Origin of the sequence: Methylobacterium pseudosasicola, from assembly GCF_900114535.1 — a bacterium.
Lineage (GTDB): Bacteria > Pseudomonadota > Alphaproteobacteria > Rhizobiales > Beijerinckiaceae > Methylobacterium > Methylobacterium pseudosasicola.
The window spans coordinates 181,579-205,383 of sequence record NZ_FOTK01000005.1 but is presented as its reverse complement, the minus strand read 5'-3'; the positions used below and the strand labels follow the sequence as shown (position 1 = coordinate 205,383).

Below are 23,805 nucleotides of genomic sequence, written 5' to 3'. Positions count from 1 at the left end.
GGCGCGGCGCGATTCGGCAGGATGTCCCGATTCGACACAGGCGCATCCCGGCCCCGCATGTCCGCTTCCCTCGGCCTCCCCGCCCTCCCGGCGGACGCCATGATCCTGCCCCCCGACAGGCGGCAATCGCCCACCGCCCTGCGGATCCAGCGCGGCGTGCGCCGCCTCTTCTCCGAGATGGGCTGCGTCACCCTGCCGGAATTCTCCCTGGTCAACGGCCGCCGCGCCGACGTGATCGCCCTGTGCGGCGCCGGCCGCCTCACCATCGTGGAGATCAAGTCGAGCGTCGCCGACTTCCGCGCGGACAGAAAGTGGCCTGATTACAGGGACTTCTGCGATCGGTTCTTCTTTGCCATCCCCGAGGACGTGCCCGAATCCCTGATCCCGGAGGAATGCGGCCTGATCGTCGCCGACGGCTACGGCGCCGGCATTCTCCGGGAGGCCCCCGAGCATCCGCTCAGCGGCCCCCGCCGCAAGGCCGTCACCCTCCGCTTCGCCCACAGCGCCGCCCGCATCCTGCACGCGCTGGCCGATCCCGGCGCGGTGCGGGAAGGGGCGCTCTGAGCTCGGGCATCGTCCCGAACGGTGGGGGGCGGCTTTCGGAAAAAGACGATGCGCTAGGCTGAGGGGCCGCCCGCACCGATTCGGCCCCGTGCATGCGCTTGGTCCTCGACACAAACATCCTCGTGGCGGCCCTGCGCAGCCCGTCCGGCGGTTCGGCCGCGCTGCTGCGCCGGATCCGGGCCGGCGAGATCCGGATGCTGCTCAGCGTCCCGCTGTTCCTGGAATACGAGGCCGTCGCCCTGCGGCCGGAGCATCTGCAGGCGGCGGGGATCTCGGCGGCGGATGTCGTCAACGTCCTCGACGTGCTGGCCCTGTTCGCCGAGCCCGTCGCGATCCATTATCTCTGGCGTCCGCGCCTGCGGGATCCGGCGGACGAGATGGTTCTGGAGCTGGCGGTGAACGGGCGTGCCGACGCGATCGTCACGTTCAACACGGCGGATTTCGGAGCCGTCCCCGGCGTCTTCGGGATCGAGGTCGTCGGTCCGGGCGACATCCTCAGAAGGAGCTGACGGGTCATGGATCGCGACGTCACGGTGCAATTGCCGCATGCACTGACCGACGCGGCCGAGCGGATCGCCCGCGAAGGCGGCACGACGCTGGACCAGTTCGTCGCGACGGCGGTGGCCGAGAAGCTCTCGGCGATCAAGGCTGTAACGTTCCTCGCCGAACGCGGCGGACGCGCGGATCTGGCCGCGTTCGACCGCTTCATGAACCGTCAGGACGGCCTCCCGCCGGCGCCGGACGATCGTTTGCCGGACTGATCGGTCTTCCCCACGATCATCTGTCGATCCTGGGGCGGGCGGAGTAGCGACGGGTTTTCGGCCGCAGCCGGCCGGTATTGGCAAGCCTATTCCGCGGTTTCGCGAAACCCGATTAGAAAGGCCGCGCTTGCCGGAGCCCCCGCGCCGAACCTGATCGATCGATGACGCCCGTCGCCCTGTTCGAATTGATCCTCGCGCTCCTCGGGGCGGCCCTGTTGCTGTCTCTGGTGGCCGGGCGGCTCGGGTTTCCCCCGGCCGCCGCCCTGGTGCTCGGCGGCATGGCGCTCGCGGTGGCGCCGGGCCTGCCGTCCTTTGATCTCGATCCGGACCTGATCATGGTCCTGTTCCTGCCGCCGCTGCTGCTCGAATCCGCCTATTTCACCGTTTGGCGCGATTTCCGGGCGAGCCTCGCTCCGATCCTGTCGCTGTCGCTCGGGGCGGTGCTGTTCACCACCCTGGTGGTCGGGCTCGTCGCCCACGCGGTGGTGCCGGCCCTGCCCTGGGCCGCCTGCTTCGCGCTGGGCGCCATCGTGTCGCCGCCGGACGCCGTCGCCGCCAAGGCGGTGCTGGCCCGGGTCGCCCTGCCCCGCCGGATGGTGACGGTCCTGGAGGGCGAGAGCCTCGTCAACGACGCGTCGGGCCTCGTGCTCTACCGGTTCGCCGTGGCGGCGGCCCTGACCGGCAGTTTCAGCGCCTGGGCGGCGGCGGGCAGCTTCGCCTGGCTGGCGGTGGCGGGCGTCGCGGTCGGGCTCGCCTGCGGCTTGGCGGTGAACGCGCTGGTGGCACGCCTGCACGATGCCAACGCCGTGACGGTGTTGAGCTTTCTGGCCTCCTACGCCGCCTATCTCGCCGCCGAGGAGATTCACGCCTCCGGGGTGCTTGCCGTGGTGGCCTGCGGGCTGATGATGGGCGGGCGCGAGCACGAGACCTTCGACGCCCATGTCCGGCGGCACGCCGTGGCGGTGTGGGAATTCGTGGTCTTCGTGCTGGAGGCCCTGGTCTTCGTGCTGATCGGCCTGGCCCTGCGCGGCGTGCTCGCCCGGACCGGCGGCGATCTCGGTCTCCTCGCCACTGGCCTGCCCCTGGCGGTCACCGTCACGGCGGCTTGCGTGGTCGCCCGGCTGCTCTGGGTCTTCCCGGCCGTCTACCTGCGGCGGATCCTGTCGACCCGGGTCCGCACGCAAGAGCCCAGCCCGGATCCGCGGGTGCCGCTGATCATCGGCTGGGCCGGCATGCGCGGGGTGGTGACGCTCGCCGCCGCGCTGGCGCTGCCGGTGGATTTTCCGGGCCGCGACGCGATCCTGGTGGCGGCCTTCGCGGTGATCCTGTTCACCGTGCTGGTCCAGGGCACGACGCTCGGGCCGCTGATCCGCGGGCTGCGCCTCGACCCGGGCCAGAGCCTGCCCGAGGGCCATCTCGACGCCGTGATGGCCCGGGTGGTGGTGAACGAGGCCGGCCTCGCCGCCCTGGAGCAATTGGTGTCACCGGAATCCGGCGCGCTGCGGCACCCGCGCCTCGTGGAGGATTATCGTCGCCGAGTCCGGGCCACGTCCCGGGTGCGCGACGAGCGCGACGCCATGGATGCCGAGCGGACGGAGCATTTCGCCGCCGCGCTGCTGGCCGTGCGCTCCGGGCGCTCGGCGCTGATCGCCCTGCATCGGGAGAACCGCATCCACAGCTCGGTGCTGCGGGCGCTGGAGGGGGAGATCGACCTGGAGGAACTCCACCTGAAGCGCCTTGCCGGCGCGGCGTGACCAGCCGCGCCTGGAACTGCTACCCTCAGCGGGTGGCGCAGGCGTCGGTCGGGGTGCCGTAGCCGCTGTAGACGACCCGCACCTTGCGCAGGCAAGGGGCCGCCTCCTTGGGAGCCGCCACGGGGGAGACCTCCACCGGCTCGACCCGCAGGGTCGCCGTAACGGTCGGCTCCTCCGGGGTCGCCAGCGCGCGGCTGGCGCTCATCACGAACGGAGTGGCGGCCATGGCCGAGATGGCGATGGCGGCCAGGACGGCGAGGTTCTTGCGGCCGAAATCGTGACGCGTGCGAGCCTGTTGCATGATCGGTGGTCCGTGTGTTCGGCCCCCCGGAAGGTGCCGAAATCCCCTGTTTGCGGCGATAACTTGGCCGCGAACTTGACGGTTCCCGCTATGCCCCGAAAACAGTCGGGCTTGCGTGCTTCGGCGCACGCCGGACAATGATCTCAGAGGATCTTGCGGTATTGGACGAAGCCCGACCGCTCGGCGATCCGGTCGTAGAGCAGCATCGCGTCGGTATTGGTCTCGTGGGTCAGCCAGTGGACGCGCGAACACCCGGCGGCCTTGGCGGCTTCATAGACATGCGTGATCAGCCGGCGCCCGATTCCTGCGCCGCGGGCAACATCCGCCACGAACAGGTCCTGGAGGTAGCAGTAATCGCCGATCGTCCAGGCCGAGCGGTGGCGGATGTGGTGGACGAGCCCGACCGCCTCTCCGTCCCGCCAGGCGAGGGCGCCGTCCACCGGCTCGGCCGGATCGTTGAGGCGTTGCCACGTGCAATCCGTGACCGCCTCGGCGAGATCGACCTTGTAGAAGGCTTGGTAGCCGCGCCACAGCGGTAGCCACGCAGCCCGGTCCCCGGCGCCGATCGGGCGGATCTCGATTCTGTCCGGACTGGTCGTCACGATCCGCCTCTCCCACACTGTGCCGGGGCAATCTGACCACCCTCCGACCTCCGGGCGCAAGCGGAACCGCGCTCGTGCCTTGCGAGCCCTCGTCTTGCACCCCCCGCCGCCCGCACCTAAACCGGCCCGCCGACACCCAGACCCGCCCCGCATCGCCGAGCCTTCGCCGCCCATGTCCCAAAAGAAATCGTTCCAGGGGCTGATCCTGACGCTGCAGGAGTTCTGGGCGGCGCAGGGCTGCGTGATCCTCCAGCCCTACGACATGGAGGTCGGCGCCGGCACGTTCCACCCGGCGACGACGCTGCGGGCGCTGGGCCCGAAGCCCTGGAAGGCGGCCTATGTCCAGCCGTCGCGCCGGCCCAAGGATGGGCGCTATGGCGAGAACCCCAACCGGCTCCAGCATTATTACCAGTTCCAGGTGATCCTGAAGCCGAACCCGCCGAACCTCCAGGAGCTCTACCTCGCCTCGCTGGACGCGATCGGGGTCGACCTGAAGCTCCACGATATCCGCTTCGTCGAGGACGATTGGGAGAGCCCGACGCTCGGCGCCTGGGGCCTCGGCTGGGAATGCTGGTGCGACGGGATGGAGGTGAGCCAGTTCACCTACTTCCAGCAGGTGGCAGGCTTCGAATGCGCCCCCGTGGCCGGCGAGCTGACCTACGGGCTGGAACGGCTCGCCATGTACGTCCAGGGCGTCGAGAACGTCTACGACCTCGACTTCAACGGCGCCGAGGGGGCCGACCGGATCACCTACGGCGACGTGTTCCTGCAGGCCGAGCAGGAATATTCCCGGCACAATTTCGAGGCCGCCGACACGGCGATGCTGTTCCGCCAGTTCACCGACGCGGAAGCCGCCTGCCGGTCCTATCTCGACGCCGGCGCACCCGCCTCCGAGACCGAGCGCCACCGGATGGCGCAGCCGGCCTATGACCAGTGCATCAAGGCGAGCCACGTCTTCAACCTGCTCGACGCACGCGGGGTGATCTCGGTCACCGAGCGCCAGAGCTACATCCTGCGGGTGCGCGAACTCGCCAAGGCCTGCGGCGCGGCGTGGCTCAAGACGGCGGCCGGCGGAGCCCCTTGAGCCCTCGTGCGTTGCAATCCCCGCCAACCGGCGCGCTCCGGCGCGTCCGCAGACGCGGGAATCCTACGATGAAACAGACCCTCCTCGCCCTCGGCATTCTCGCGTTCGGCCTCGGCCCCGCGCTCGCGGCCGATCCCGGCCCGGAGGCGGTGGTCAAGAAGCTCTACGCCGAGCCGCACCCGAATCACTCCACCGTCTACACCAAGCGCCTCCAGGGCTTGTTCGACGCCGACGCTCGCCAAGCCAACGGCGCCACCGGCAGCCTCGATTTCGACTACCGCCTCAATGGCGAGCCCCTGAAGCCCGACACCGTGAAGGCCCTGATCTTCAAGGAGGCCACGGAGGGCAAGGACCAGGCGAAGGTCACGGTGGAGCGCAAGGGCGGGGACGGCTCGAAATCCGTCGTCTACGACCTCGTGCGCGAGGACGGGGCCTGGCGGGTCTCCGACGCCCACGCGATCGGCGATCGCAAGTGGCAGCTCAGCACCATCCTGAAGGGCGAGGCGCAATAAGGCCGGCCCCGGCCGTTCGACCCTCGACAGGCCTGCGGCGCGGCGATATGGCCGCGCCATGCCCGACCTCCTGCTCGAACTCCGCTCGGAAGAGATCCCCGCCCGCATGCAGCGGCGCGCGGCGGAGGATCTCAAGAAGCTCGTCACCGACGCGCTGGTCGAGCGCGGCTTCCTGTACGAGGGCGCCAAGGCGTTCTCGACGCCGCGCCGCCTCGCGCTGCACATCGCCGGCCTGCCCGCCCGAGGCGAGGCTGTGCGCGAGGAGCGCCGCGGCCCGCGTGTCGGCGCCCCCGAGGCTGCCGTCCAGGGGTTTCTGAAGAGCGCCGGCCTGGCGAGCCTGGATGAGGCCCAGAGAATCACCGATCCGAAGAAGGGCGAGTTCTACCTCGCGGTGATCGAGCGCCCCGGCCGCGAGACCCTGGACGTGCTCGCCGAGCTCCTGCCCGAGATCATCAAGAGCTTTCCCTGGCCGAAGGCGATGCGCTGGGGCGCGGCCTCGGCCCAGCCCGGCGCCCTGCGCTGGGTGCGCCCCCTGCAATCGATCGTCGCGACCTTCGGGCCGGAGACCGAGACCCCCGAGGTCGTGCCGTTCGAGGTCGGCGGCATCGCGGCCGGGACCGTCACCTACGGCCACCGCTTCCTGGCCCCGGGGCCGATCGAGGTCCGCCGGTTCGACGACTACATCCAGGCCCTGGAGCGGGCGAAGGTCATCCTCGACGCCGACCGGCGCAAGGACGTGATCCTGCACGACGCCCGCGACCTCGCCTTCGCGCGCGGTCTCGACCTCGTGGAGGACGAGGGCCTGCTGGAGGAGGTGGCCGGCCTGGTGGAATGGCCGGTGGTGCTCATGGGCTCCTTCGACGCGGCCTTCCTCGACATCCCGGCCGAGGCGATCCGGGCGACCATCCGGGCGAACCAGAAATGCTTCGTCCTGCGCAAAAGCGGCTCGGAAGATCTGGCCCCCGCCTTCATCCTGGTCTCGAATCTTTTGGCGTCCGACGGCGGCCAGGCGATCACCGCCGGCAACGAGCGGGTGGTGCGGGCGCGCCTGTCGGACGCAAAGTTCTTCTGGGAGACCGACAAGGCGATTCGCCTGGAAGACCGGCTGCCCAAGCTCGACAATATCGTCTTCCACGAAAAACTCGGTACGCAGGGCGAGCGGATCGCCCGCATCGCCGCCCTGGCGAAGGAGCTGGCGCCGCTGGTGGGGGCCGATCCGGCCCTGGCCGAGCGCGCCGCCCGCCTCGCCAAGGCCGACCTCGTCACCGAGATGGTCGGCGAGTTTCCGGAGCTTCAGGGCCTGATGGGCCGCAAATACGCGGCGCTCCAGGGCGAGCACGAAAGCGTCTGCGCCGCCATCGAGGAGCATTACAAGCCGGTCGGCCCCTCCGATCGGGTGCCGAGCGACCCGGTCTCGATCGCGGTGGCGCTCGCCGACAAGCTCGACACGCTGGTGGGGTTTTGGTTCATCAATGAAAAGCCCACCGGCAGTAAGGACCCCTACGCGCTGCGAAGGGCCGCCCTCGGCGTGATCCGAATCGTTATCGAGAATGGGTTGCGGCTCAAGCTGTCAGAGCACGCATTCGATGCGTACAAACGTTTGGTCTCTGCCGTTACCGGAGAAGAGACGGAGAGCGCGGCCTTTCCGCGGATCTTCAATTCCTCGGACGGTAATCTCCTCGCCTTCTTCGCCGACCGTCTCAAGGTCTATCTCCGCGATCAGGGCGCCCGCCACGACCTGATCGACGCCGTCTTCGCGCTGCCCGGCCAGGACGACCTGCTGATGGTGGTGCGCCGGGTCGAGGCTCTGCAGGCCTTCCTGGAGACCGAGGACGGCAAGAACTTGCTCGCGGGCTACAAGCGCGCCTCGAACATCCTGCGGATCGAGGAGAAGAAGGGCGGCCGCGCCTACGATGCCTTGCCCGATTCCGCCCTGGCGGCATCGGGCGAGCCGGCCGAGCGGGCGCTCGCCGAGGCCCTGGCGGGCGCCGCCGCGACGGCGTCCCAGGCCATCGCGAGCGAGGACTTTGCCGGGGCGATGCGGGCGCTTTCAACCCTGCGCGCGCCGGTCGACGCCTTCTTCCAGGACGTGACCGTCAACGCTCCCGACCCGAAGCTCCGCGAGAACCGCCTGCTGCTGCTCAACGCGCTGCGCGCCGCGACCCGCGCGGTGGCGGATTTCTCGAAGATCGAGGGGTAGCGCGGGCCATCCCATCCCTCCCCCCTCATCCCAAGGCGCGAGCGCAGCGAGCCTCGAAGGGGGGGCTCCAGGGATCGCGCGGCCGCCTGGAGGGCTCCTTCGAGGCTGCTCCGCCGCCTCAGGATGGGGGGATTGGTTGGAGGCCGCGCGGTTTTCACGCGATCGCCAAGCGCTTCTCCCGTCATTGCGAGCGGAGCGAAGCAACCCAGTGTGGCGCCACGCTCGGCGATGGCACGCTGCCCTGGGTCACTGCGCTAAGCGCGTGATGACGGTGAAGCCGAAAGCCTTAGCTGGAAGCTGCCTCACCCGTGATCATGCCCCGCATGATCCTCCGCCTCCGGCAGGGTCAGCCCGAAATGGCTGACGAGATCCGCCACCTGCCCGGGGCTGAGCTGCCGCGGGTTGAGGTTGCGCAGGAGCAAATAAAGCTTGGCGGTCTCCTCCAGCTCCTCGGTGGCGAAGACCGCGCCCTCCAGGCTGTCCCCGGCCACCACCGGGCCGTGATTGGCGAGCAGCACCGAGCTGTACCGGCCGGCGAGCCCCCGGATCGCGTCCGCCACCGCGGGGTCGCCGGGACGATAATACGGCACGAGAGCGGTACCGCCGGTGCGCATCAGGTAATAGGGCGTCAGCGGCGGCAGAACCTGGCGCGGGTCGATCTCCGGCAGCATCGAGACCGCCACCGCGTGGGTCGAGTGCAGATGCACGATCGCCTTGGCCTCGCCCCGGCTCTCGTAGAGTGCGGTATGCAGCGGGATCTCTTTCGTCGGCTTGTCGCCCGAGACCAGCCGGCCGTCCGCGTCGAGCCGCGAGATCCGGGCCGGGTCGAGAAAGCCCAGCGACGCGTTGGTCGGCGTCACCAGCCAGCCGCCGTCGGGCAGGCGCAGCGAGATGTTGCCCGACGAGCCCGGCGTCAGGCCGCGCTCGAACAGCGAGCGGCCGTAGCGGCAGATGTCTTCACGCAGCCGGCTCTCGTCGCTCATGCGGTCGCTCCCTCGATCAGCTCGAATCCGAGATCGATTTTTTTTGGACTTTCGCCGATCAGGCACGAGGCCGCCTGCCGGCCGATCTCCAGGCGTGGGGTGCGCACCGTCGACAGGGGCTGGGGCATCGCTGCCGCGAAGTCGAGCCCGTTGAAGCCGAACAGGGCGATCCGCCCCGGCACGCTCAACCCCGCCGCCAGGCAGGCGAAATAGCCGCCGAGCGCCATGTCGTCGTTGGAAAAATACACCGCGTCGAGGTCCGGATGGCGCGCCAGCAGCGACTCCAGCCCGGCCCGCCCGGAACCGGGCGAAGACGGCCCGGGTCTGATTTCTCTGCCGTGGAGTGACAGGCCGGCTTCGCCCAAGGCGGCCTCGAACCCGGCCAGCCGCTTGCCCGCCCGCAGGTCCACCTGCAAATCGTGGCCGAGATAGGCGATGCGCCGATATCCGCGGGCCACGAGGTGCCGGGCGCTCGCCGCCCCCACCGCCCGGTTGGAGAAGCCGACCACGGCGTCGATCCCCGCCCCGTCCGTGTCGATCATCTCGACCACGCGCACGCCCCCGGCCTTCGCCAGCGCCACCGTTCCGGGATTGTGCTCCAGCCCGGTGAGCAGCAACGCGGCCGGGCGCCAGGACAGGAGCGCGGCGGCCAGCGCCTCCTCCCGGTCCGGGTCGTAGTCGCTCACCCCGATCACGCAGCGGATGCCCGCGGCGTCCAGCGCACCGGTCAGCCCGCGCAGCAGGTCGGGGAAGACCACGTTGGCGAGCGACGGCACGATCACCCCGGCGAGCTGCGCGCTCGCCCCCGGTCCCGCGAGGCTGCCGGCCAGCCGGTTCGGCACGTAGCCGAGCCGGGCCACGGCCTCGGCCACCCGCTCCCGGGCGCGCTTCGAAGAGGAGCCGTGGTTGCGCAGGACCCGCGAGACCGTGCTCTCGCCGACCCCCGCCTCGCGGGCGACGTCGGTGAGCGTCACGAGCCGCCCCGGCGGCTGGAATCCGTCCATCTCCCGGCTTCTCCCGGCCTTTTTTGCGCCTCTCCCGCTCCTCCCAACCACGCCCTCATCCTGAGGTGCCCGCGTCAGCGGGCCTCGAAGGAGCCCTCCAGATGTCGGCGTGGTCCCTGGAGGCCTCCTTCGAGGCCTCCGCTGCGCTTCGGCACCTCAGGATGAGGGGGTTCGATCGGATGCAGGTCTCGCGTTCGGCGGCGCCTTATGTCCCGACATAGCGTCCTGCATTATTCCGCACAACCGGATTGGCAGCGCTGCCAAAAGCCGCTACAGCCCCCGCCAGCACCGCCGGAACGAGCGGTGAAGATCAGTATCCGCCCGCGCTCCGGCGCGATGTGGACCAGGGAGAACGCCGATGTCGGTTCAAGCCGCCCCGCTGCGGGGCGCTGCCCTCGCGGAGGAGAAATCCTTCACCGACCGGACCTACGCGAAGGTGTTCTGGCGCCTCGTGCCGTTCCTGATGCTCTGCTACGTGGTGGCGTATCTTGACCGGGTGAATGTCGGCTTCGCCAAGCTCCAGATGTCCCAGGAGCTGAAATTCTCCGAGACGGTCTACGGCCTCGGCGCCGGCATTTTCTTTCTGGGCTACTTCCTCTTCGAGGTGCCGTCGAACGTGATCCTGCACCGGGTCGGCGCCCGGGTCTGGATCGCCCGGATCATGATCACCTGGGGGGTGATCTCCGGCGCCTTCCTGTTCGTGAACTCGGAATGGACCTTCTACGGGATGCGCTTCCTGCTGGGTCTCGCCGAGGCCGGCTTCTACCCGGGCGTGATCCTGTACACGACGCAGTGGTTCCCGGCCCATCGCCGGGCCAAGGTGATCGCGGTGTTCATGGCCGCGATCCCGATCTCCGGCATCTTCGGCAACCCGCTCTCCGGCTGGATCATGGACGCGTTCAACGGTGCCCAGGGCCTCTCCGGCTGGCAGTGGATGTTCCTGATCGAGGCCGTGCCGGCGGTGCTGATCGGCGTCGCGGTGTTCCTCTACCTCGACAACCGTCCCTCCGAGGCCAAGTGGTTGACCGACGCCGAGAAGCAGGTCCTCGAGCGCGACATCGCCGCCGACAACCACGGCAAGGAATCGAGCCCCCACTCCATCGCCACCGTGTTCCGCAACGGCCGCGTGTGGTTCATGAGCCTGATCTACTTCGCCTTCGTCACCGGCCAGTACGGCCTGACCTTCTGGCTGCCGACGATCGTCAAGGCGTCCGGCGTGCAGGGCAACCTCAATATCGGCCTGATCAGCGCGATCCCGTTCCTGTGCGCGGCTATCGTGATGGTCCTGCTGGGCCTGAGCGCCGACCGGATGCGCGAGCGCCGCTGGCACCTGATCATCCCGGCGCTCGTCGGCGCCGTCGGCTTCGTGGTCTCGGCGACGGCTGGCTCGACCACGATCGCCGTGGCGGCGCTCTCGGTGGCGGCGGCCGGCGTGCTGACCTGCTCGCCCCTGTTCTGGTCTCTGCCCACCGCCTTCCTGAGCGGCGCGGGTGCTGCGGCCGGCATCGCGCTGATCAACTCGGTGGGGAACCTCGCGGGCTTCGTCAGCCCCTACGTGATCGGCGCGCTGCGCGACGCGACCGGCAGCACCGCGGCCGGCATGTACGCGCTGGCGGTGATGCTGGTGGTCGGCTCGGCCTGCGTGTTCGTCACCCCGGCCAAGATGGTCAACCGCTGAGGTTTTTTCCCCTCCCCACAAGGGGGAGGAGAGCGCGCTTCGCTGAGCGACGTCGCCCCACGTGTTCCGTCATCAAGAGCAGGACCCAACCCGATGGCCACCACCCCGCAGACAGGCCGCGCCGCGGTGATCGGCCTCGGCTCCATGGGCTCCGGCATGGCGGGCTCGCTCCTGCGGGCCGGCTTCTCCGTCGCCGCCTGCGACGTGAACCCGGAGGCCGTCGCCCGCTTCCAGGCGGCGGGCGGGACCGCGGCGGCCCATCCCGCGGAGGCCGCCAGCGGCGCCGACGTGGTGGTGAGCGTGGTGGTCAACGCCGCCCAGACCGAGGCGGTGCTGTTCGGCGAACACGGCGCCGCCGTAACGATGCCGGAGGGTGCCGTGTTCGTCTCGTCGGCGACCATGGATCCGGCCGTCGCCCGGGCTCTGGCGGCGCGGCTCGAGGCCACCGGCCGGCACTATCTCGACGCCCCGATGAGCGGCGGCGCCGCCCGGGCGGCGGATGGCGGCCTGACCTTCCTGGCCTCGGGCTCGCCCGCCGCCTTCGCCAAGGCCCGGCCCGCCCTCGATGCCATGGCCGGCACGCTCTACGAGCTCGGCGACGAAGCCGGCCAGGGCGCGGCCTTCAAGATGATCAACCAGCTGCTCGCCGGGGTCCACATCGCCGCCGCCTGCGAGGCGATGAGCTTTGCCGCCAAGCAGGGCCTCGACCTGGCCCGCGTCTACGAGGTGATCACCAAGTCGGCCGGCAATTCCTGGATGTTCGAGAACCGGGTGCCCCACATCCTCGACGCCGACTATGCGCCGAAGAGCGCGGTCGACATTTTCGTCAAGGATCTCGGCATCGTGCAGGACATGGCCCGGGCGGAGAAATATCCGGTGCCGGTGGCCGCTGCGGCGCTCCAGATGTTCCTGATGGCGTCCGGCGCCGGCATGGGCCGGGACGACGACGCGTCCGTGGCGCGGCTCTACGCGCAGGTCTCGGGCGCGAAGCTGCCCGGTCAGGCCTAGGGAGTCCGAAAAAAATGCCGCGCTTTGCCGCCAATCTCAGCCTGATGTTCAACGAGGTGCCGTTCCTCGACCGCTTCGACGCGGCGGCGCGGGCCGGGTTCGACGCCGTCGAGTTCCTGTTCCCTTACGAGCATCCGCCCGAGGCCATCGCCGAGCGGCTTCGCGCGAACGGCCTGACCCAGGCCCTGTTCAACCTGCCGCCGGGGGATTTCGCCAAAGGCGAGCGCGGCTTGGCGGCGTTTCCTGAACGGTTGGATGAGCTGAAGGCGGGGGTCGACACGGCGCTCCGCTACGCCGAGGCGACCGGCGTCGCCCGGCTGCACCTCATGGCGGGGCTCGCCCCGCACGATGACGCCAAAGCCGCCGAGGCCTATCGCCGGGCGGTGGCCTGGACGGCGGAGCGCCTGGGCGCGGCCGGCCTCGACCTCGTGCTCGAGCCGATCAACGGCCGTAACATGCCGGGCTATTTCCTGAACGATTTCGGCCGGGCGGCGGACCTGATCCGCGAGTTGGCGCTGCCGAACCTGAAGCTGCAGTTCGACCTCTACCATTGCCAGATCCTGCACGGTGACGTGACCATGCGGCTGCGTGCGCTGATGCCGATCGTCGGCCATGTCCAGACCGCGAGCGTGCCCGAGCGGCACGAGCCCGGCACCGGCGAGATGAACGACGCGTTCCTGTTCGACGAGCTGGACCGGCTCGGCTACGCCGGCTTCGTCGGCTGCGAGTACATCCCGGCCGCCGACACCGTGGCCGGCCTCGGCTGGCTCGCCGCCTATCAAGGGAGAGCCCGATGAGCCTCGCGCTGGGATGCGTCGCCGACGATTACACGGGCGCCTCGGACCTCGCCAACACCCTGACCAAGGCGGGCCTGCGCACGATCCAGACCATCGGCGTGCCGGAGGATGACCGCGCCCTGCCGGAGGCCGACGCGGTGGTGGTGGCGCTCAAGAGCCGCTCGATCCCGGCCGACGAGGCCGTGGCGCGGTCCCGCGAGGCGGAACGCTGGCTGCGGGCCCGGGGCGCGGCCCACGTGATGTTCAAGGTCTGCTCGACCTTCGATTCCACGGACGCCGGCAATATCGGCCCGGTGATGGACGCCCTGCGCGAGGCGGCCGGCGAGCCCATTGCCCTCGTCACCCCCGCCTTCCCGGAGACGGGCCGCAGCGTCTACCAGGGCAACCTGTTCGTCGGCGCGGTGCCGTTGAACGAGAGCCCGCTGAAAGACCATCCGCTCAACCCGATGCGCGACGCCAACTTGGTGCGCGTGCTGGCGCGCCAGAGCACGGGTGCTGTCGGGCTCATCGACACCGCCACGGTGGCGCGGGGCGCCGAGGCGGTGGCCGCCCGGCTCGACGCCCTGGCGGAAGAGGGCAAGCAGGCGGCGATCGCCGACGCGATCTTCGACGCCGACCTCGAAACCCTCGGCCGGGCGATCGTTACCAAAAAGTTCTCGGTGGGCGCCTCGGGGCTGGGACTCGGCCTCGCCCGCGCCCTCGTCGCCGACGGGCGCGGCACCCGCGATGCGGCCGGCGCGGCCATGGGCGAGCCGGTGGGCGGCGCCGCCGCCTGCCTCGCCGGCAGCTGCTCGCAGGCGACCCTCCAGCAGATCGCCGCCGCGGAGGCGCAGATGCCGGTGCTGCGCCTCGACACCGCGGCCCTGCTCGCCGGTGCCGACGCGGTGGGGGAGGCTCTGGCCTTCGCCGACGAGCGCCTGACCGCCGGCCCGGTGCTGATCGCCTCTTCGGCGAATCCCGAGGCGGTCCGGGCCCTCCAGGCCCAGCACGGGGTCGACGCGGTCGGCCACGCCATCGAGACCGCTTTGGCGGCCATCGCCGAAGGGCTGGTCGCCCGCGGCGTGCGCCGGCTCGTGGTTGCCGGAGGCGAGACTTCTGGGGCCGTGGTCGACCGGCTGGGGCTGCGGGCGTTCCTGCTCGGCCCCGAGATCGCCGCCGGCGTGCCGATCCTGCGCAGTGCCGGGCGGCCCGAGCCGATGCTGCTCGCCTTGAAATCCGGCAATTTCGGCGGCCCGGACTTTTTCGGGCGCGCCTTGGACATGATGGCCTGACCGCCGCCAGCAGATGAGAGGTCTTCCATGCACGCTCTGATTCTCGGCGCCGCCGGCATGATCGGCCGCCGCCTCGTCGAGGCCCTGGTCGCGGACGGCACGGTCGGCGGCGCGCCGCTCACCGCCCTCACTCTGCTCGATGTCGTGCCGCCCACGGCCCCTGTCGGCTTCTCCGGCCCGGTGAAGGCCGAGGCCGCGGACCTCACCGCCCCCGGGGCCGCCGATTCCGCCATCTCCGAGCGCCCGGGGGTGATCTTCCACCTCGCCGCTGTGGTCTCGGGCGAGGCCGAGGCCAATCTGGAGCTGGGCTACCGGGTGAACCTCGACGGCACGCGGCTGCTGCTCGACGCGATCCGCCGGGCCAACGCCGCGGACGGCTACCGGCCGAAACTGGTCTTCACCTCATCGCTGGCCGTGTTCGGGCCGCCCTTCCCGAAGGTGATCCCGGACGACTTCATCCTGCGCCCGGCCTCCTCGTACGGCGTCCAGAAGGCCATGGGCGAGCTGATGCTCGCCGACTATGCGCGGCGCGGCTTCCTCGACGGGATCGGCCTGCGCCTGCCGACGATCTGCGTGCGTCCGGGCAAGCCCAACAAGGCGGCCTCGGGCTTCTTCTCCGGGATCATCCGCGAGCCGCTGGCCGGCCAGCCAGCGATCCTGCCGGTGCCCGACACAGTGCGCCACTGGTTCGCGAGCCCCGCCGCCGCGGTGAGTTTTTTGATCCACGCGGCCGGGCTCGACCTCGCGGCGATCGGTCCCCGAATCAGCCTGACTATGCCGGGCGTCTCGGCCACCGTGGCCGAGGAGATCGAAGCCCTGCGCCGCGTGGCCGGCGACACGGCCGTGGCGCTGATCCGGCGCGAGCCGGACGCGACCATCGCCCGGATCGTTTCCTCCTGGCCCGAGGCGTTCGAGCCGGAGGCAGCCCTCGCACTCGGCTTCCGGGCGGACGCCTCCTTCGACGCGATCGTGGCGCAGCACGTGGCCGAGTTCCACGGGGGCTGAGGCGTCATCCCGGAAGGGGGTTTTTGGCTTTCGCGAAACAGATGATGCCCCATCACTGTCCAATGGCGTCAGGCCAGGGCGGAGCGGATATCCGTCTGCGGAAAATCGTCGCCCACGAACAGCAGCGGCACGCCGTGAACCTGCGCGCAGGCATAGGTGAAGCAGTCGCCGAGATTCAGTCGGGCCGGGTGGCGGCCTTTGCCGAAGCGGGCGTAGGCGGTCAGAGCCTCGTGGCTTTCCGGCGCGCCGATCGGGACGATGCGGATACCGCTCGTGAGGAGGAAGCGCAGGATCTGCGATTCCGAGGCGGCCAAGTCCTGGGCGAGCTTTCGCGTGAGGGCCGTGGCGGTCTCGAACACAGCCAACACCGATGTGATCGGCATCTCCGCCGCGTCGAGGCAGCGAATCAAATCCCCGGCCCCCGGCTCGTCTGCCAGAATCGCGACCATCGCGGACGCGTCGACGAACATCACTCGTCGTTCAGGCTGTCGTAGAACGCCTTGTCGGCCTCCAGGCCGGTGCGCGGCATTGCCGCGATCTCATCGAGCAGCGGCTTCAGCCGCTCGGCGAGGGGCACTCGCGGCTCCTGCCGCTCCAACTCGTTCGTGAGCGCGATCCGCACCGCCTCGGTCTTGCTCACCCCGGCCCGCGAGGCCAGTTTCTCCGCAAGCTGGTTCACCTCTTCGCTGCGGATGTTGAGCGGCATGACCGACCACGTGTAGAGATCCGAAAGGCTAGTGTCTCGACACGGGCGCCGCAAGCCGCGCGCCGCCACCCCGAACAAGGATCCCGATGACCCGCCTCGACGAGGCCCGCGCCGCGCTGAAGAAGACCTTCGGGTACGAGGATTTCCGTCCCGGGCAGGACGAGGTGATCGGGGCGGTTCTGGACGGTGAAGACGTGTTCGCCGTGATGCCCACCGGCTCGGGCAAGTCGATGACCTACCAGCTGCCGGCGCTCATCGATTCCGGGCTGACCGTGGTGGTTTCGCCCCTGATCGCCCTGATGCACGACCAGGTGCAGCAGATGCGCAGCGTCGGCGTCGAGGCCGCCACCCTCAACTCCACCGTGGGGGAGACGGAGTCGCGCGAGACCTGGCGCAGCCTGCGGTCCGGGGAATTGCGGCTCCTGTTCGTCTCCCCCGAGCGCCTCCTGATGGAGGGCTGCATCGAGGCCCTGCGCGGGGTCGGGGTCCGGCGGCTGGCGGTGGACGAGGCCCATTGCGTCTCGCAATGGGGGCACGATTTCCGCCCCGAATATCGGGAGATCGCCCGGGCCCGGCAGGCGCTCGGCAACATCCAGACCCTGGCGCTGACCGCCACCGCCGATGCCGCGACCCGGGCCGAGATCGCCGAGCGGCTGTTCCCGCAGGGGCGCGGCCCGAAGATCTTCGTCCACTCGTTCGACCGGCCGAACATCCGGCTGACCTTCCAGCCCAAGGACAACCCGGCCCGCCAGATCGAGCGGTTCCTGAAGCACCGCCGGGCGGAGAGCGGGATCATCTACTGCTCCTCGCGCAAGCGCGTCGAGCAACTGGCCGAGACCCTCAAGAAGGACGGGTTCGACGCCCTGCCCTACCATGCCGGGCTCGACCAGGGCACGCGGATGCGCAACCAGGACCGGTTCCTCCAGGAGGACGGGGTGGTGATGACCGCCACGATCGCCTTCGGCATGGGCATCAACAAGCCCGACGTGCGCTTCGTCTGCCACGCCGACATGCCCAACAACGTCGAGGGCTACTACCAGGAGATCGGCCGCGCCGGCCGCGACGGGCTGCCGGCCGACACGCTGACCCTCTACGGCCTCGACGACATGGCGCTCCGCCGCCGCCAGATCGACGAGAAGGAGATCTCGGACGAGCGCCGCCGGGTCGAGCGGCGCAAGCTCGAGGCGATGATTTCCCTGTGCGAGGGCGCCACCTGTCGGCGCCAGTCGCTGCTCGGTTATTTCGGCGAGGCGAGCGAGCCCTGCGGCCGCTGCGACCTGTGCCGCGGCGGCGTCACCCTGGTGGACGGGACCGTGGCGGCGCAGAAGATCCTCTCGGCGATCGTGCGCACCGGCCAGCGCTTCGGCGCGGCCTATATCTGCGACGTGGTCCACGGCAAGGAGAGCGAGCAGGTCCGCCGCAACGGCCATACCAGCCTCAAGACCTTCGGGGTCGGCGCCGACAAGCCGGTGGCCGCCTGGCGGGCGATCCTGCGCCAGCTCTTCGCCGCCGGGGCGATCGCCGAGAATGCCGACGGCTATGGCGGCCTGTCCATGACCGAGAAGGGCGAGGCGATCCTGTTCGGCCGGGAGCCGGTCAAGCTGCGCCCCGACCCGGAGCCGAAGGCCGAAACCCGCGACCGCCGCCGCGCCGCGCCGCGGGAGGATGGCGAGATCGCCCTCTCCGAGACCGAAGAGGCCCTGTTCCAGCACCTGCGCGGCCTGCGCGCCACCCTGGCCCGGGCCGAGGGCATCGCCGCCTTCATGGTGTTCCCCGACCGGACCCTGATCGAGATGGCGCGTCAGAAGCCCGTCGACCTCTGGGCCCTGCGCGCGGTCCACGGGGTCGGCGAGCGCAAGCGCGAGGCCTATGGCGAGAAGTTCGTAGCGGCGATCAGCGAGTTTCTGGCCGAGCCGCCAGCGGCGTGAGCCTGCCGCCTCGGCTGCCCGCCCAGCGCGAGCCTCACGCAGTTTCACTCTCGGCGCGCCCGGCCGCTTCATGTAGGCAAGCCGTCACCTCGAATCGATCGGACCCGTTATTTCGACCCTCACCCCCGTTGCCGACACACCAGCCCAGCACGCCGCAGGGAAGCCGGACGGCGCCGCGCCGCGGGGGCTGACCTCGCGCGTCGTGTTCTACATGCCGGGCTTCGATCCGCGTGATCCGGAGACCTACTGGGGCCTGTTCCGCCGCGAGGCTCGGCTCACCGCCGCGCGCCGGGGCGCCGCGATCACGGTCGGCGAGCCGGTCCGCTCGGCGGACGGGCTCGACCTCACCTGGATTGCAGAGTCGCGCGGGGTCTCGACCCGCTACGTTCTGCTGCGCTGGGAGGACATCGTCCGCGCCCGCTTTCCGCAATCGGACTGGACCCGGCTCCGGGGCGTCCCGGCCCTGCTCTGGCGGCTGTGGCGGACGGGCTACATGGCGAACCTGCGCCGGGAGGGCTGGCGCTTCTCCACAATCATCTTCTGCGTCCACTACATCTACATCGCCCTCGCCCTGCTCAGCCTCGGGGTGGCGGGGGGGCTCGCCGCCCTGGCGCCGGCGGCGCTCCAGCCCTGGGCCATGCTGGCGGTGCCGCCCCTCGCCTACGCGATCCTGGCCCTGCTGATGCGGGCGACCCGCGGCAAGCCGCTCTACGTCCCGCACCTCGTGGACGACACCGCCTTCACCCATGCCTACGCGGCGGGCGAGGCCCCCGAGATGGGCCCCCGGCTCGACGCCTTCGCGGCACGCATCCATGCCGCCGAGGGCGAGGCCGACGAGGTGGTGGTGGTCGGCCATTCCTCGTCGAGTTTCCTCGGCATCGAGGCGCTGGACCAGGTGCTCGCCCGCGACCCGGGCTTCGGCAGCCGCGGCACGCCGGTTTCGTTCGTGAGCATCGGCAGCGTCATCCCCTGGCTTGGCCTCGACCCGGCCGCCCGGACATTTCGCGACAGCCTGATGCGCTTCGGGCGGGCCGCGCAGATCCGCTGGCTCGACGTGCGTGCCACCTGGGACTGGCTGTCGATCCACCAGAACAACCCGCTCGCCGCCTGCGGCCTGACCCCGCCCGATCCCGGCCGCCCGGCCGTGCTCTGGGTGACGATCCATGAGCTGATCACTGGTGCCGATGTCGGCCGGCGCCAGTGGAACCTGTTCCAGATGCACTTCCAGCTGCTCATGGCGAGCCAGCGGGACAGCGGCTTCGACTATCTCGACGTGGTCACCGGGCCGGAGCCGGTGCACAGGCTGGTGGATCGCTGCCAGGCGGATGGGCCGCCTCCGGGACGCACGGCGCGGCTCTAGCCTCGCTCGTCCCGCCCCCACCCACGGTCCCCTGCCCCGCGCGGCGCGGATGTTGCCAGCGTGGGCGCTTCCGCTTTAGAGCCGGGGCAGCCTGAGATCTCAGCCCGGTTCGGGTTCGCCGCGGTATGCGCCTCTCGGGACGGACCGCTCTCTGCCGAGACCTTCGCATGTTCCGCAACGACGTTCCGATCACCCCCGAGCTCGTGGCCCAGCACGGCCTCACGCCGGAGGAGTACGAGCGCTTCCGCGGCCTGATCGGGCGCGACCCGACGCTGACCGAGCTCGGCATCGTCTCGGCCATGTGGAACGAGCACTGCTCGTACAAGTCCTCCCGCAAGCACCTGCGCGGCCTGCCGACCTCGGCGCCCTGGGTGATCCAGGGGCCGGGCGAGAACGCGGGCGTGATCGATATCGGCGACGGGCTGGCCTGCGTCTTCAAGATGGAGAGCCACAACCACCCGAGCTACATCGAGCCCTACCAGGGCGCGGCGACCGGCGTCGGCGGCATCCTGCGCGATGTGTTCACCATGGGCGCGCGGCCGATCGCTGCGCTCAATGCCCTGCGCTTCGGCTCCCCCGACCACCCGCGCACCCGCGGTCTGGTCTCGGGCGTGGTGGCCGGCGTCGGCGGCTACGGCAATTCCTTCGGCGTGCCCACCGTCGGCGGCCTGACCGGCTTCCATCGCCGCTACGACGGCAACATCCTGGTCAACGCCATGGCGGTCGGGCTCGCCCGCACCGACGGGATCTTCTACGCCGCCGCCACCGGGGTCGGAAACCCGATCGTCTATCTGGGCTCGAAGACCGGCCGCGACGGCATCCACGGCGCCACCATGGCGTCGGCGGAGTTCGACGAGGCCTCCGAATCGAAGCGCCCAACCGTGCAGGTCGGCGACCCCTTCGCCGAGAAGCTGCTGCTGGAAGCCTGCCTGGAACTGATGGCGTCCGGCGCGGTGATCGCCATCCAGGACATGGGCGCGGCGGGGCTGACCTGCTCGGCCGTCGAGATGGGCGCCAAGGGCGATCTCGGCGTCGAGCTCGATATCGAGAAGGTGCCGGCCCGCGAGGCCGGCATGACCCCCTACGAGATGATGCTGTCCGAGAGCCAGGAGCGCATGCTCATGGTGCTCAAGCCCGGCATGGAGGCTGAGGCCGAGGCGATCTTCGTGAAGTGGGGCCTCGACTTCGCGGTGATCGGCCGGACCACCGACACGCTGCGCTTCGTGGTCAAGTGGCACGGCGAGACCGTGGCCGACCTGCCGATCAAGGAACTCGGCGACGAGGCGCCGCTCTACGACCGGCCGCACCTGGCCAACACCCACCAGCCGGTGATCGCCGCGTCAAACGTGCCGGCGCCGGCCTCGCTGACCGACGCCCTGAAACGTCTGATCGGCTCGCCCGATCTCGCCTCGAAGCGCTGGGTCTACGAGCAGTACGATCACTTCATCCTCGGCAACACCGTGCAGAAGCCCGGCGGCGACGCCGCGATCGTGCGGGTTGAGGACGGCCCGAAGGGCCTGGCGATCACCTGCGACGTCACCCCGCGCTACTGCGAGGCCGACCCGGTCGAGGGCGGCCGGCAGGCGGTGGCCGAGGCGTGGCGCAACATCACCGCGGTGGGCGCCCGCCCCCTCGCCATCACCGACAACCTCAACTTCGGCAACCCGGAGAAGCCGGAGGTGATGGGCCAGCTCGTGGGCTGCCTCCAGGGCATCGGCGAGGCCTGCCGGGCCCTCGACTTCCCGGTCGTGTCGGGCAACGTCTCCCTCTACAATGAGACCAACGGCGTCGGCATCCTGCCGACCCCGACCATCGGCGGCGTCGGCGTGCTCGACGACGTGGAGCGCCACGCCACGATCGCGCTCAAGCGCGAGGGCGACGTGCTGGTGCTGGTCGGCGCCGGCGAGGGCTGGCTCGGCCAGTCGTCCTATCTGGCGGTGATCGAGGGCCGGGAAGAGGGGGCGCCGCCGCCGGTGGATCTCTCGCTCGAGCGCCGCAACGGCGATTTCGTGCGCGCCTTGATCCTCTCCGGCACGGTCGACACCGTCCACGATTTGTCCGACGGCGGCCTCGCCGTGGCGCTTGCCGAGATGGCCATGGCCGGCGGCATCGGCGCGGCCCTGCCGGACGTGCCGGTGGATCTGCCGGCCCACGCCTACCTGTTCGGCGAGGACCAGGGCCGCTACCTGCTGGCATGCGACGCCGAGGCGGCCACCGACCTGCTCTACAGCGCCTCGGCTCAGGGCATCGACGCCGCCGTGGTCGGGGTGACCGGCTCCGACCGTTTGACCCTGCCGGGCGGCGAGACCATATCCCTGTCCGAGCTGATCGAGGCCCACGAGGGCTGGCTGCCGAATTACATGGCGAGCCAGCCGGCCGCGCCGGCCGCCTGACCCCCCTTACGCCCAGGAGTTTCCCGATGCCGATGGATGCGGGCGAGATCGAGCGCATGATCCGCGAAGCGCTGCCCGACGCGCAGGTCGAGATCCGCGACCTCGCCGGCGACGGCGACCACTACGCCGCCACTGTCCTGTCCGCCGCCTTCAAGGGCAAGACCCGGGTCGCCCAGCACCAGATGGTCTATGGCGCCCTCCAGGGCCGGATGGGCGGCGTGCTGCACGCCCTTGCGCTGACCACGGGCGTCCCGCAGGATTAGGGCCTCACGCGGGATTCGCGCCAATGGATAACGGACCGAGCCTCTACGATGACGATATCGTGACCTGGGCTGAGCAACAGGTCACGGCGTTGCGCGCCCTCGCCGCGCGCGGTGACCTGTCGAATGTCGTCGATTGGGAAAACGTGATCGAGGAGATCGAGAGCGTGGGCCGGTCGCAGATCCAGGGTGTGGAAAGTCTCCTGCTGCAGGTTTTGGTTCACGTGCTGAAATACCTCTCCGCTCCGTCGGCGCAATCCACCGGTTCCTGGCGCGTCGAGGTCGTTGCTTTTCAGCGCGCCGCCCGTCGGAATTACAAGCGGGCGATGCAGGAGCGGATCGACTGGCAAGCGCTCTGGCAGGATGCACTCGCGAATGCGGATGTCCAGCTCAAGGTCTATGGCGACAGGCTCATCGGCGGCTTGCCGAAGACGTTTCCGTTCGAGCCGGAGCAGCTGGTCGCGCCGGACTTCGACATGGACACGGCGCTCGAACGTCTCGCCGCGGTGTTGAAATCCAATGCCGACCGTCACTAGATCACGGATCAGAAACGAGGACTGACCTAATGACCGACGCCAACACGACCATCCAGAACGAGATCGCCTCCCAGGATGTGGTGGTGTTCATGAAGGGCACGCCGCAGATGCCGCAATGCGGCTTCTCGGGCCAGGTGGTGCAGATCCTCAATTACCTCGGCGTGCCGTTCAAGGGCGTGAACGTGCTGGCCGATCAGGGCATCCGCGAGGGCATCAAGGCCTTCTCGAACTGGCCGACCATCCCGCAGATCTACGTGAAGGGCGAGTTCGTCGGCGGCTGCGACATCACCCGGGAGATGTTCCAGTCGGGCGAGCTGCAGACCTTCCTGGCCGAGAAGGGCGTCCCGGTGAAAACCGCCGCCGCCTGACTTTTTCGACACTTGGCCGGATGTATCAGGGCGCCTGCGGGCGCCCTTTTTCGTGCCTGGATCGACCGTGTCAGCGCGGGGCCCGGGCCGCGAACAGGGCGACGCAGCCTTCCACGGTGAGTTCGACCGACCGAAAGCGCTGCTCCAGCGCCGCCCGCAGAGCCGGCAACGTGTCGCCGGCGTTCGAGAACACCCCCTTGCGGTTGTAGATCCGCATCAGGGCCCGCGCCGCCGCCGTGGTCGGGACGCCGCCGGACAGGATGGTGGCTCCGAACACGGTCCCGTCGTCGCGCAGGCAGGGCTGCACCGTGTCGAAGGCGGCGGCCTTCGCCGCGATGTCCCCCGGTAGGCAATGCAGGAGGTAGGTCAGGCCGACCGAGGCGAAGGGCGCGATGCCGGCCGCCGGACGGCCGCCGAGCACGTCGAGCTGATAGCGCTCGGGCTGGTAGCGGGCGATGCGCCGCGCGGCGTGGTCCAGGCTGTCAGCGTTGAGGTCCATCAGGCCGATCCGCGGCGTCGGGGACGGGAAGCGGCAGCGGTCGAGGTACCAGCCGGTCCCGACGCCGACGTCGAGATGCGCGGCGCCCACGTGCCGGTCGTAGAGTGCCAGGATCCGCGCGGTCGAGCAGCGCCAGATCAGCGGGTTCGACAGGCGCAGCACGACGAGATCGTAGAGCTGCAGGGTTCCGGGATTGTAGATCGCCTGTCCGGCTTCGGTATCGCCTGCCAT

Annotated in this window: 25 protein-coding genes; 18 read left to right on the top strand and 7 right to left on the bottom strand. The window is 70.1% G+C overall.

Annotated elements, in window-relative coordinates; all coding sequences use genetic code 11:
* Positions 1-57 precede the first annotated feature (57 nt).
* From BM228_RS07470 to BM228_RS07455, 4 genes are all read left to right on the top strand, one after another.
* Positions 58-564, top strand: coding sequence for an MmcB family DNA repair protein (locus tag BM228_RS07470; RefSeq protein ID WP_092038615.1), 507 nt, complete (start codon positions 58-60; stop codon positions 562-564).
* 92 nt (positions 565-656) lie between these two features.
* Positions 657-1,073, top strand: coding sequence for a putative toxin-antitoxin system toxin component, PIN family (locus BM228_RS07465; protein WP_092038613.1), 417 nt, complete (start codon positions 657-659; stop codon positions 1,071-1,073).
* A gap of 6 nt (positions 1,074-1,079) precedes the next feature.
* A complete protein-coding gene (locus tag BM228_RS07460) occupies positions 1,080-1,325 on the top strand; it encodes a hypothetical protein (RefSeq protein ID WP_092038611.1) in 246 nt (81 codons plus the stop codon).
* 161 nt (positions 1,326-1,486) lie between these two features.
* Positions 1,487-3,079: a Na+/H+ antiporter gene (locus tag BM228_RS07455; protein ID WP_092038610.1), complete on the top strand. Its 1,593-nt coding sequence runs from the start codon at positions 1,487-1,489 to the stop codon at positions 3,077-3,079.
* A gap of 25 nt (positions 3,080-3,104) precedes the next feature.
* Here BM228_RS07455 and BM228_RS07450 read toward each other — a convergent pair whose 3' ends face one another.
* Entirely contained in the window at positions 3,105-3,380 is a 276-nt protein-coding gene (locus BM228_RS07450; RefSeq protein WP_092038608.1) for a hypothetical protein, read from the bottom strand.
* A gap of 143 nt (positions 3,381-3,523) precedes the next feature.
* The gene (locus BM228_RS07445) at positions 3,524-3,982 is read right to left on the bottom strand and encodes a GNAT family N-acetyltransferase (RefSeq protein ID WP_092038606.1); all 459 of its coding nucleotides are present in this window, start codon (positions 3,980-3,982) and stop codon (positions 3,524-3,526) included.
* A gap of 172 nt (positions 3,983-4,154) precedes the next feature.
* Between BM228_RS07445 and BM228_RS07440 the strand changes: the two genes are divergently transcribed.
* The 3 genes from BM228_RS07440 to glyS all read left to right on the top strand — a co-directional run bounded on the left by BM228_RS07440 (position 4,155) and on the right by glyS (position 7,778).
* Positions 4,155-5,066, top strand: a complete 912-nt coding sequence (locus BM228_RS07440; RefSeq protein WP_092038604.1) for a glycine--tRNA ligase subunit alpha — start codon at positions 4,155-4,157, stop codon at positions 5,064-5,066.
* Between the two features lie 68 nt (positions 5,067-5,134).
* Positions 5,135-5,578: a nuclear transport factor 2 family protein gene (locus BM228_RS07435; RefSeq protein ID WP_092038602.1), complete on the top strand. Its 444-nt coding sequence runs from the start codon at positions 5,135-5,137 to the stop codon at positions 5,576-5,578.
* Between the two features lie 58 nt (positions 5,579-5,636).
* Positions 5,637-7,778 (top strand): glycine--tRNA ligase subunit beta, encoded by a 2,142-nt coding sequence (gene glyS / locus BM228_RS07430; protein WP_092038600.1) that lies wholly within the window; start codon positions 5,637-5,639, stop codon positions 7,776-7,778.
* 302 nt (positions 7,779-8,080) lie between these two features.
* On the opposite strand, the gene otnC is transcribed toward glyS, so the two are convergent.
* Together otnC and BM228_RS07420 are read right to left on the bottom strand one after the other, a co-directional pair.
* Positions 8,081-8,761: a 3-oxo-tetronate 4-phosphate decarboxylase gene (gene otnC, locus BM228_RS07425; protein ID WP_092038599.1), complete on the bottom strand. Its 681-nt coding sequence runs from the start codon at positions 8,759-8,761 to the stop codon at positions 8,081-8,083.
* Entirely contained in the window at positions 8,758-9,765 is a 1,008-nt protein-coding gene (locus BM228_RS07420) for a LacI family DNA-binding transcriptional regulator (protein WP_092038597.1), read from the bottom strand. Before BM228_RS07420 ends, otnC begins: the two co-directional genes overlap by 4 nt.
* 358 nt (positions 9,766-10,123) lie before the next feature.
* On the opposite strand from BM228_RS07420, the gene BM228_RS07415 reads away from it, so the two are divergent.
* From BM228_RS07415 to denD, 5 genes are all read left to right on the top strand, one after another.
* Positions 10,124-11,443, top strand: coding sequence for an MFS transporter (locus BM228_RS07415; protein WP_092038595.1), 1,320 nt, complete (start codon positions 10,124-10,126; stop codon positions 11,441-11,443).
* Between the two features lie 93 nt (positions 11,444-11,536).
* Positions 11,537-12,451, top strand: coding sequence for an L-threonate dehydrogenase (gene ltnD, locus BM228_RS07410; RefSeq protein ID WP_092038593.1), 915 nt, complete (start codon positions 11,537-11,539; stop codon positions 12,449-12,451).
* A 14-nt stretch (positions 12,452-12,465) separates the two neighbouring features.
* Positions 12,466-13,248, top strand: coding sequence for a 2-oxo-tetronate isomerase (gene otnI, locus BM228_RS07405; RefSeq protein WP_092038592.1), 783 nt, complete (start codon positions 12,466-12,468; stop codon positions 13,246-13,248).
* Complete coding sequence (gene otnK / locus BM228_RS07400; RefSeq protein ID WP_092038590.1) at positions 13,245-14,519, top strand: 3-oxo-tetronate kinase; 1,275 nt, start codon at positions 13,245-13,247, stop codon at positions 14,517-14,519. Before otnI ends, otnK begins: the two co-directional genes overlap by 4 nt.
* A 27-nt stretch (positions 14,520-14,546) precedes the next feature.
* Positions 14,547-15,524 (top strand): D-erythronate dehydrogenase, encoded by a 978-nt coding sequence (denD, locus tag BM228_RS07395; protein WP_092038589.1) that lies wholly within the window; start codon positions 14,547-14,549, stop codon positions 15,522-15,524.
* Positions 15,525-15,592: 68 nt separating this feature from the next.
* Here the strand turns inward: denD and BM228_RS07390 are convergent, their stop codons facing one another.
* Both BM228_RS07390 and BM228_RS07385 read right to left on the bottom strand, forming a co-directional pair.
* A complete protein-coding gene (locus BM228_RS07390) occupies positions 15,593-15,994 on the bottom strand; it encodes a type II toxin-antitoxin system VapC family toxin (protein WP_092038587.1) in 402 nt (133 codons plus the stop codon).
* Entirely contained in the window at positions 15,994-16,230 is a 237-nt protein-coding gene (locus BM228_RS07385; RefSeq protein ID WP_092038585.1) for a type II toxin-antitoxin system VapB family antitoxin, read from the bottom strand. Before BM228_RS07385 ends, BM228_RS07390 begins: the two co-directional genes overlap by 1 nt.
* 86 nt (positions 16,231-16,316) lie before the next feature.
* On the opposite strand from BM228_RS07385, the gene recQ reads away from it, so the two are divergent.
* The 6 genes from recQ to grxD all read left to right on the top strand — a co-directional run bounded on the left by recQ (position 16,317) and on the right by grxD (position 23,075).
* Positions 16,317-18,158 carry a DNA helicase RecQ gene (gene recQ / locus BM228_RS07380; protein WP_092038583.1) on the top strand — a complete coding sequence of 614 codons (1,842 nt, stop codon included), beginning with the start codon at positions 16,317-16,319 and terminating at the stop codon, positions 18,156-18,158.
* A gap of 211 nt (positions 18,159-18,369) precedes the next feature.
* Positions 18,370-19,518: a hydrolase gene (locus BM228_RS07375; RefSeq protein ID WP_092038728.1), complete on the top strand. Its 1,149-nt coding sequence runs from the start codon at positions 18,370-18,372 to the stop codon at positions 19,516-19,518.
* A gap of 167 nt (positions 19,519-19,685) precedes the next feature.
* Complete coding sequence (purL, locus tag BM228_RS07370; RefSeq protein ID WP_092038581.1) at positions 19,686-21,911, top strand: phosphoribosylformylglycinamidine synthase subunit PurL; 2,226 nt, start codon at positions 19,686-19,688, stop codon at positions 21,909-21,911.
* A gap of 26 nt (positions 21,912-21,937) precedes the next feature.
* Positions 21,938-22,174, top strand: coding sequence for a BolA family protein (locus BM228_RS07365; RefSeq protein WP_007568343.1), 237 nt, complete (start codon positions 21,938-21,940; stop codon positions 22,172-22,174).
* 23 nt (positions 22,175-22,197) lie between these two features.
* Positions 22,198-22,707, top strand: coding sequence for a DUF29 domain-containing protein (locus BM228_RS07360; RefSeq protein WP_092038579.1), 510 nt, complete (start codon positions 22,198-22,200; stop codon positions 22,705-22,707).
* 29 nt (positions 22,708-22,736) lie between these two features.
* Positions 22,737-23,075: a Grx4 family monothiol glutaredoxin gene (grxD, locus tag BM228_RS07355; protein WP_043347809.1), complete on the top strand. Its 339-nt coding sequence runs from the start codon at positions 22,737-22,739 to the stop codon at positions 23,073-23,075.
* Positions 23,076-23,145: 70 nt separating this feature from the next.
* On the opposite strand, the gene BM228_RS07350 is transcribed toward grxD, so the two are convergent.
* Complete coding sequence (locus BM228_RS07350) at positions 23,146-23,805, bottom strand: class I SAM-dependent methyltransferase (protein ID WP_092038577.1); 660 nt, start codon at positions 23,803-23,805, stop codon at positions 23,146-23,148.

Excerpts from the sequence above, each read along its gene's own strand:
- BM228_RS07470 (WP_092038615.1), top strand. The coding sequence starts at position 58 with ATGTCCGCTTCCCTCGGCCTCCCCGCCCTCCCGGCGGACGCCATGATC.
- recQ (WP_092038583.1), top strand. The coding sequence starts at position 16,317 with ATGACCCGCCTCGACGAGGCCCGCGCCGCGCTGAAGAAGACCTTCGGG.
- otnI (WP_092038592.1), top strand. The coding sequence starts at position 12,466 with ATGCCGCGCTTTGCCGCCAATCTCAGCCTGATGTTCAACGAGGTGCCG.
- BM228_RS07455 (WP_092038610.1), top strand. The coding sequence starts at position 1,487 with ATGACGCCCGTCGCCCTGTTCGAATTGATCCTCGCGCTCCTCGGGGCG.
- BM228_RS07385 (WP_092038585.1), bottom strand. The coding sequence starts at position 16,230 with ATGCCGCTCAACATCCGCAGCGAAGAGGTGAACCAGCTTGCGGAGAAA.
- ltnD (WP_092038593.1), top strand. The coding sequence starts at position 11,537 with ATGGCCACCACCCCGCAGACAGGCCGCGCCGCGGTGATCGGCCTCGGC.
- otnK (WP_092038590.1), top strand. The coding sequence starts at position 13,245 with ATGAGCCTCGCGCTGGGATGCGTCGCCGACGATTACACGGGCGCCTCG.
- denD (WP_092038589.1), top strand. The coding sequence starts at position 14,547 with ATGCACGCTCTGATTCTCGGCGCCGCCGGCATGATCGGCCGCCGCCTC.
- grxD (WP_043347809.1), top strand. The coding sequence starts at position 22,737 with ATGACCGACGCCAACACGACCATCCAGAACGAGATCGCCTCCCAGGAT.
- BM228_RS07350 (WP_092038577.1), bottom strand. The coding sequence starts at position 23,805 with ATGGCAGGCGATACCGAAGCCGGACAGGCGATCTACAATCCCGGAACC.
- BM228_RS07360 (WP_092038579.1), top strand. The coding sequence starts at position 22,198 with ATGGATAACGGACCGAGCCTCTACGATGACGATATCGTGACCTGGGCT.
- BM228_RS07435 (WP_092038602.1), top strand. The coding sequence starts at position 5,135 with ATGAAACAGACCCTCCTCGCCCTCGGCATTCTCGCGTTCGGCCTCGGC.
- BM228_RS07365 (WP_007568343.1), top strand. The coding sequence starts at position 21,938 with ATGCCGATGGATGCGGGCGAGATCGAGCGCATGATCCGCGAAGCGCTG.
- BM228_RS07440 (WP_092038604.1), top strand. The coding sequence starts at position 4,155 with ATGTCCCAAAAGAAATCGTTCCAGGGGCTGATCCTGACGCTGCAGGAG.
- BM228_RS07390 (WP_092038587.1), bottom strand. The coding sequence starts at position 15,994 with ATGTTCGTCGACGCGTCCGCGATGGTCGCGATTCTGGCAGACGAGCCG.
- purL (WP_092038581.1), top strand. The coding sequence starts at position 19,686 with ATGTTCCGCAACGACGTTCCGATCACCCCCGAGCTCGTGGCCCAGCAC.
- BM228_RS07415 (WP_092038595.1), top strand. The coding sequence starts at position 10,124 with ATGTCGGTTCAAGCCGCCCCGCTGCGGGGCGCTGCCCTCGCGGAGGAG.
- BM228_RS07465 (WP_092038613.1), top strand. The coding sequence starts at position 657 with ATGCGCTTGGTCCTCGACACAAACATCCTCGTGGCGGCCCTGCGCAGC.
- BM228_RS07460 (WP_092038611.1), top strand. The coding sequence starts at position 1,080 with ATGGATCGCGACGTCACGGTGCAATTGCCGCATGCACTGACCGACGCG.
- BM228_RS07450 (WP_092038608.1), bottom strand. The coding sequence starts at position 3,380 with ATGCAACAGGCTCGCACGCGTCACGATTTCGGCCGCAAGAACCTCGCC.
- glyS (WP_092038600.1), top strand. The coding sequence starts at position 5,637 with ATGCCCGACCTCCTGCTCGAACTCCGCTCGGAAGAGATCCCCGCCCGC.
- BM228_RS07420 (WP_092038597.1), bottom strand. The coding sequence starts at position 9,765 with ATGGACGGATTCCAGCCGCCGGGGCGGCTCGTGACGCTCACCGACGTC.
- otnC (WP_092038599.1), bottom strand. The coding sequence starts at position 8,761 with ATGAGCGACGAGAGCCGGCTGCGTGAAGACATCTGCCGCTACGGCCGC.
- BM228_RS07375 (WP_092038728.1), top strand. The coding sequence starts at position 18,370 with ATGCCGGGCTTCGATCCGCGTGATCCGGAGACCTACTGGGGCCTGTTC.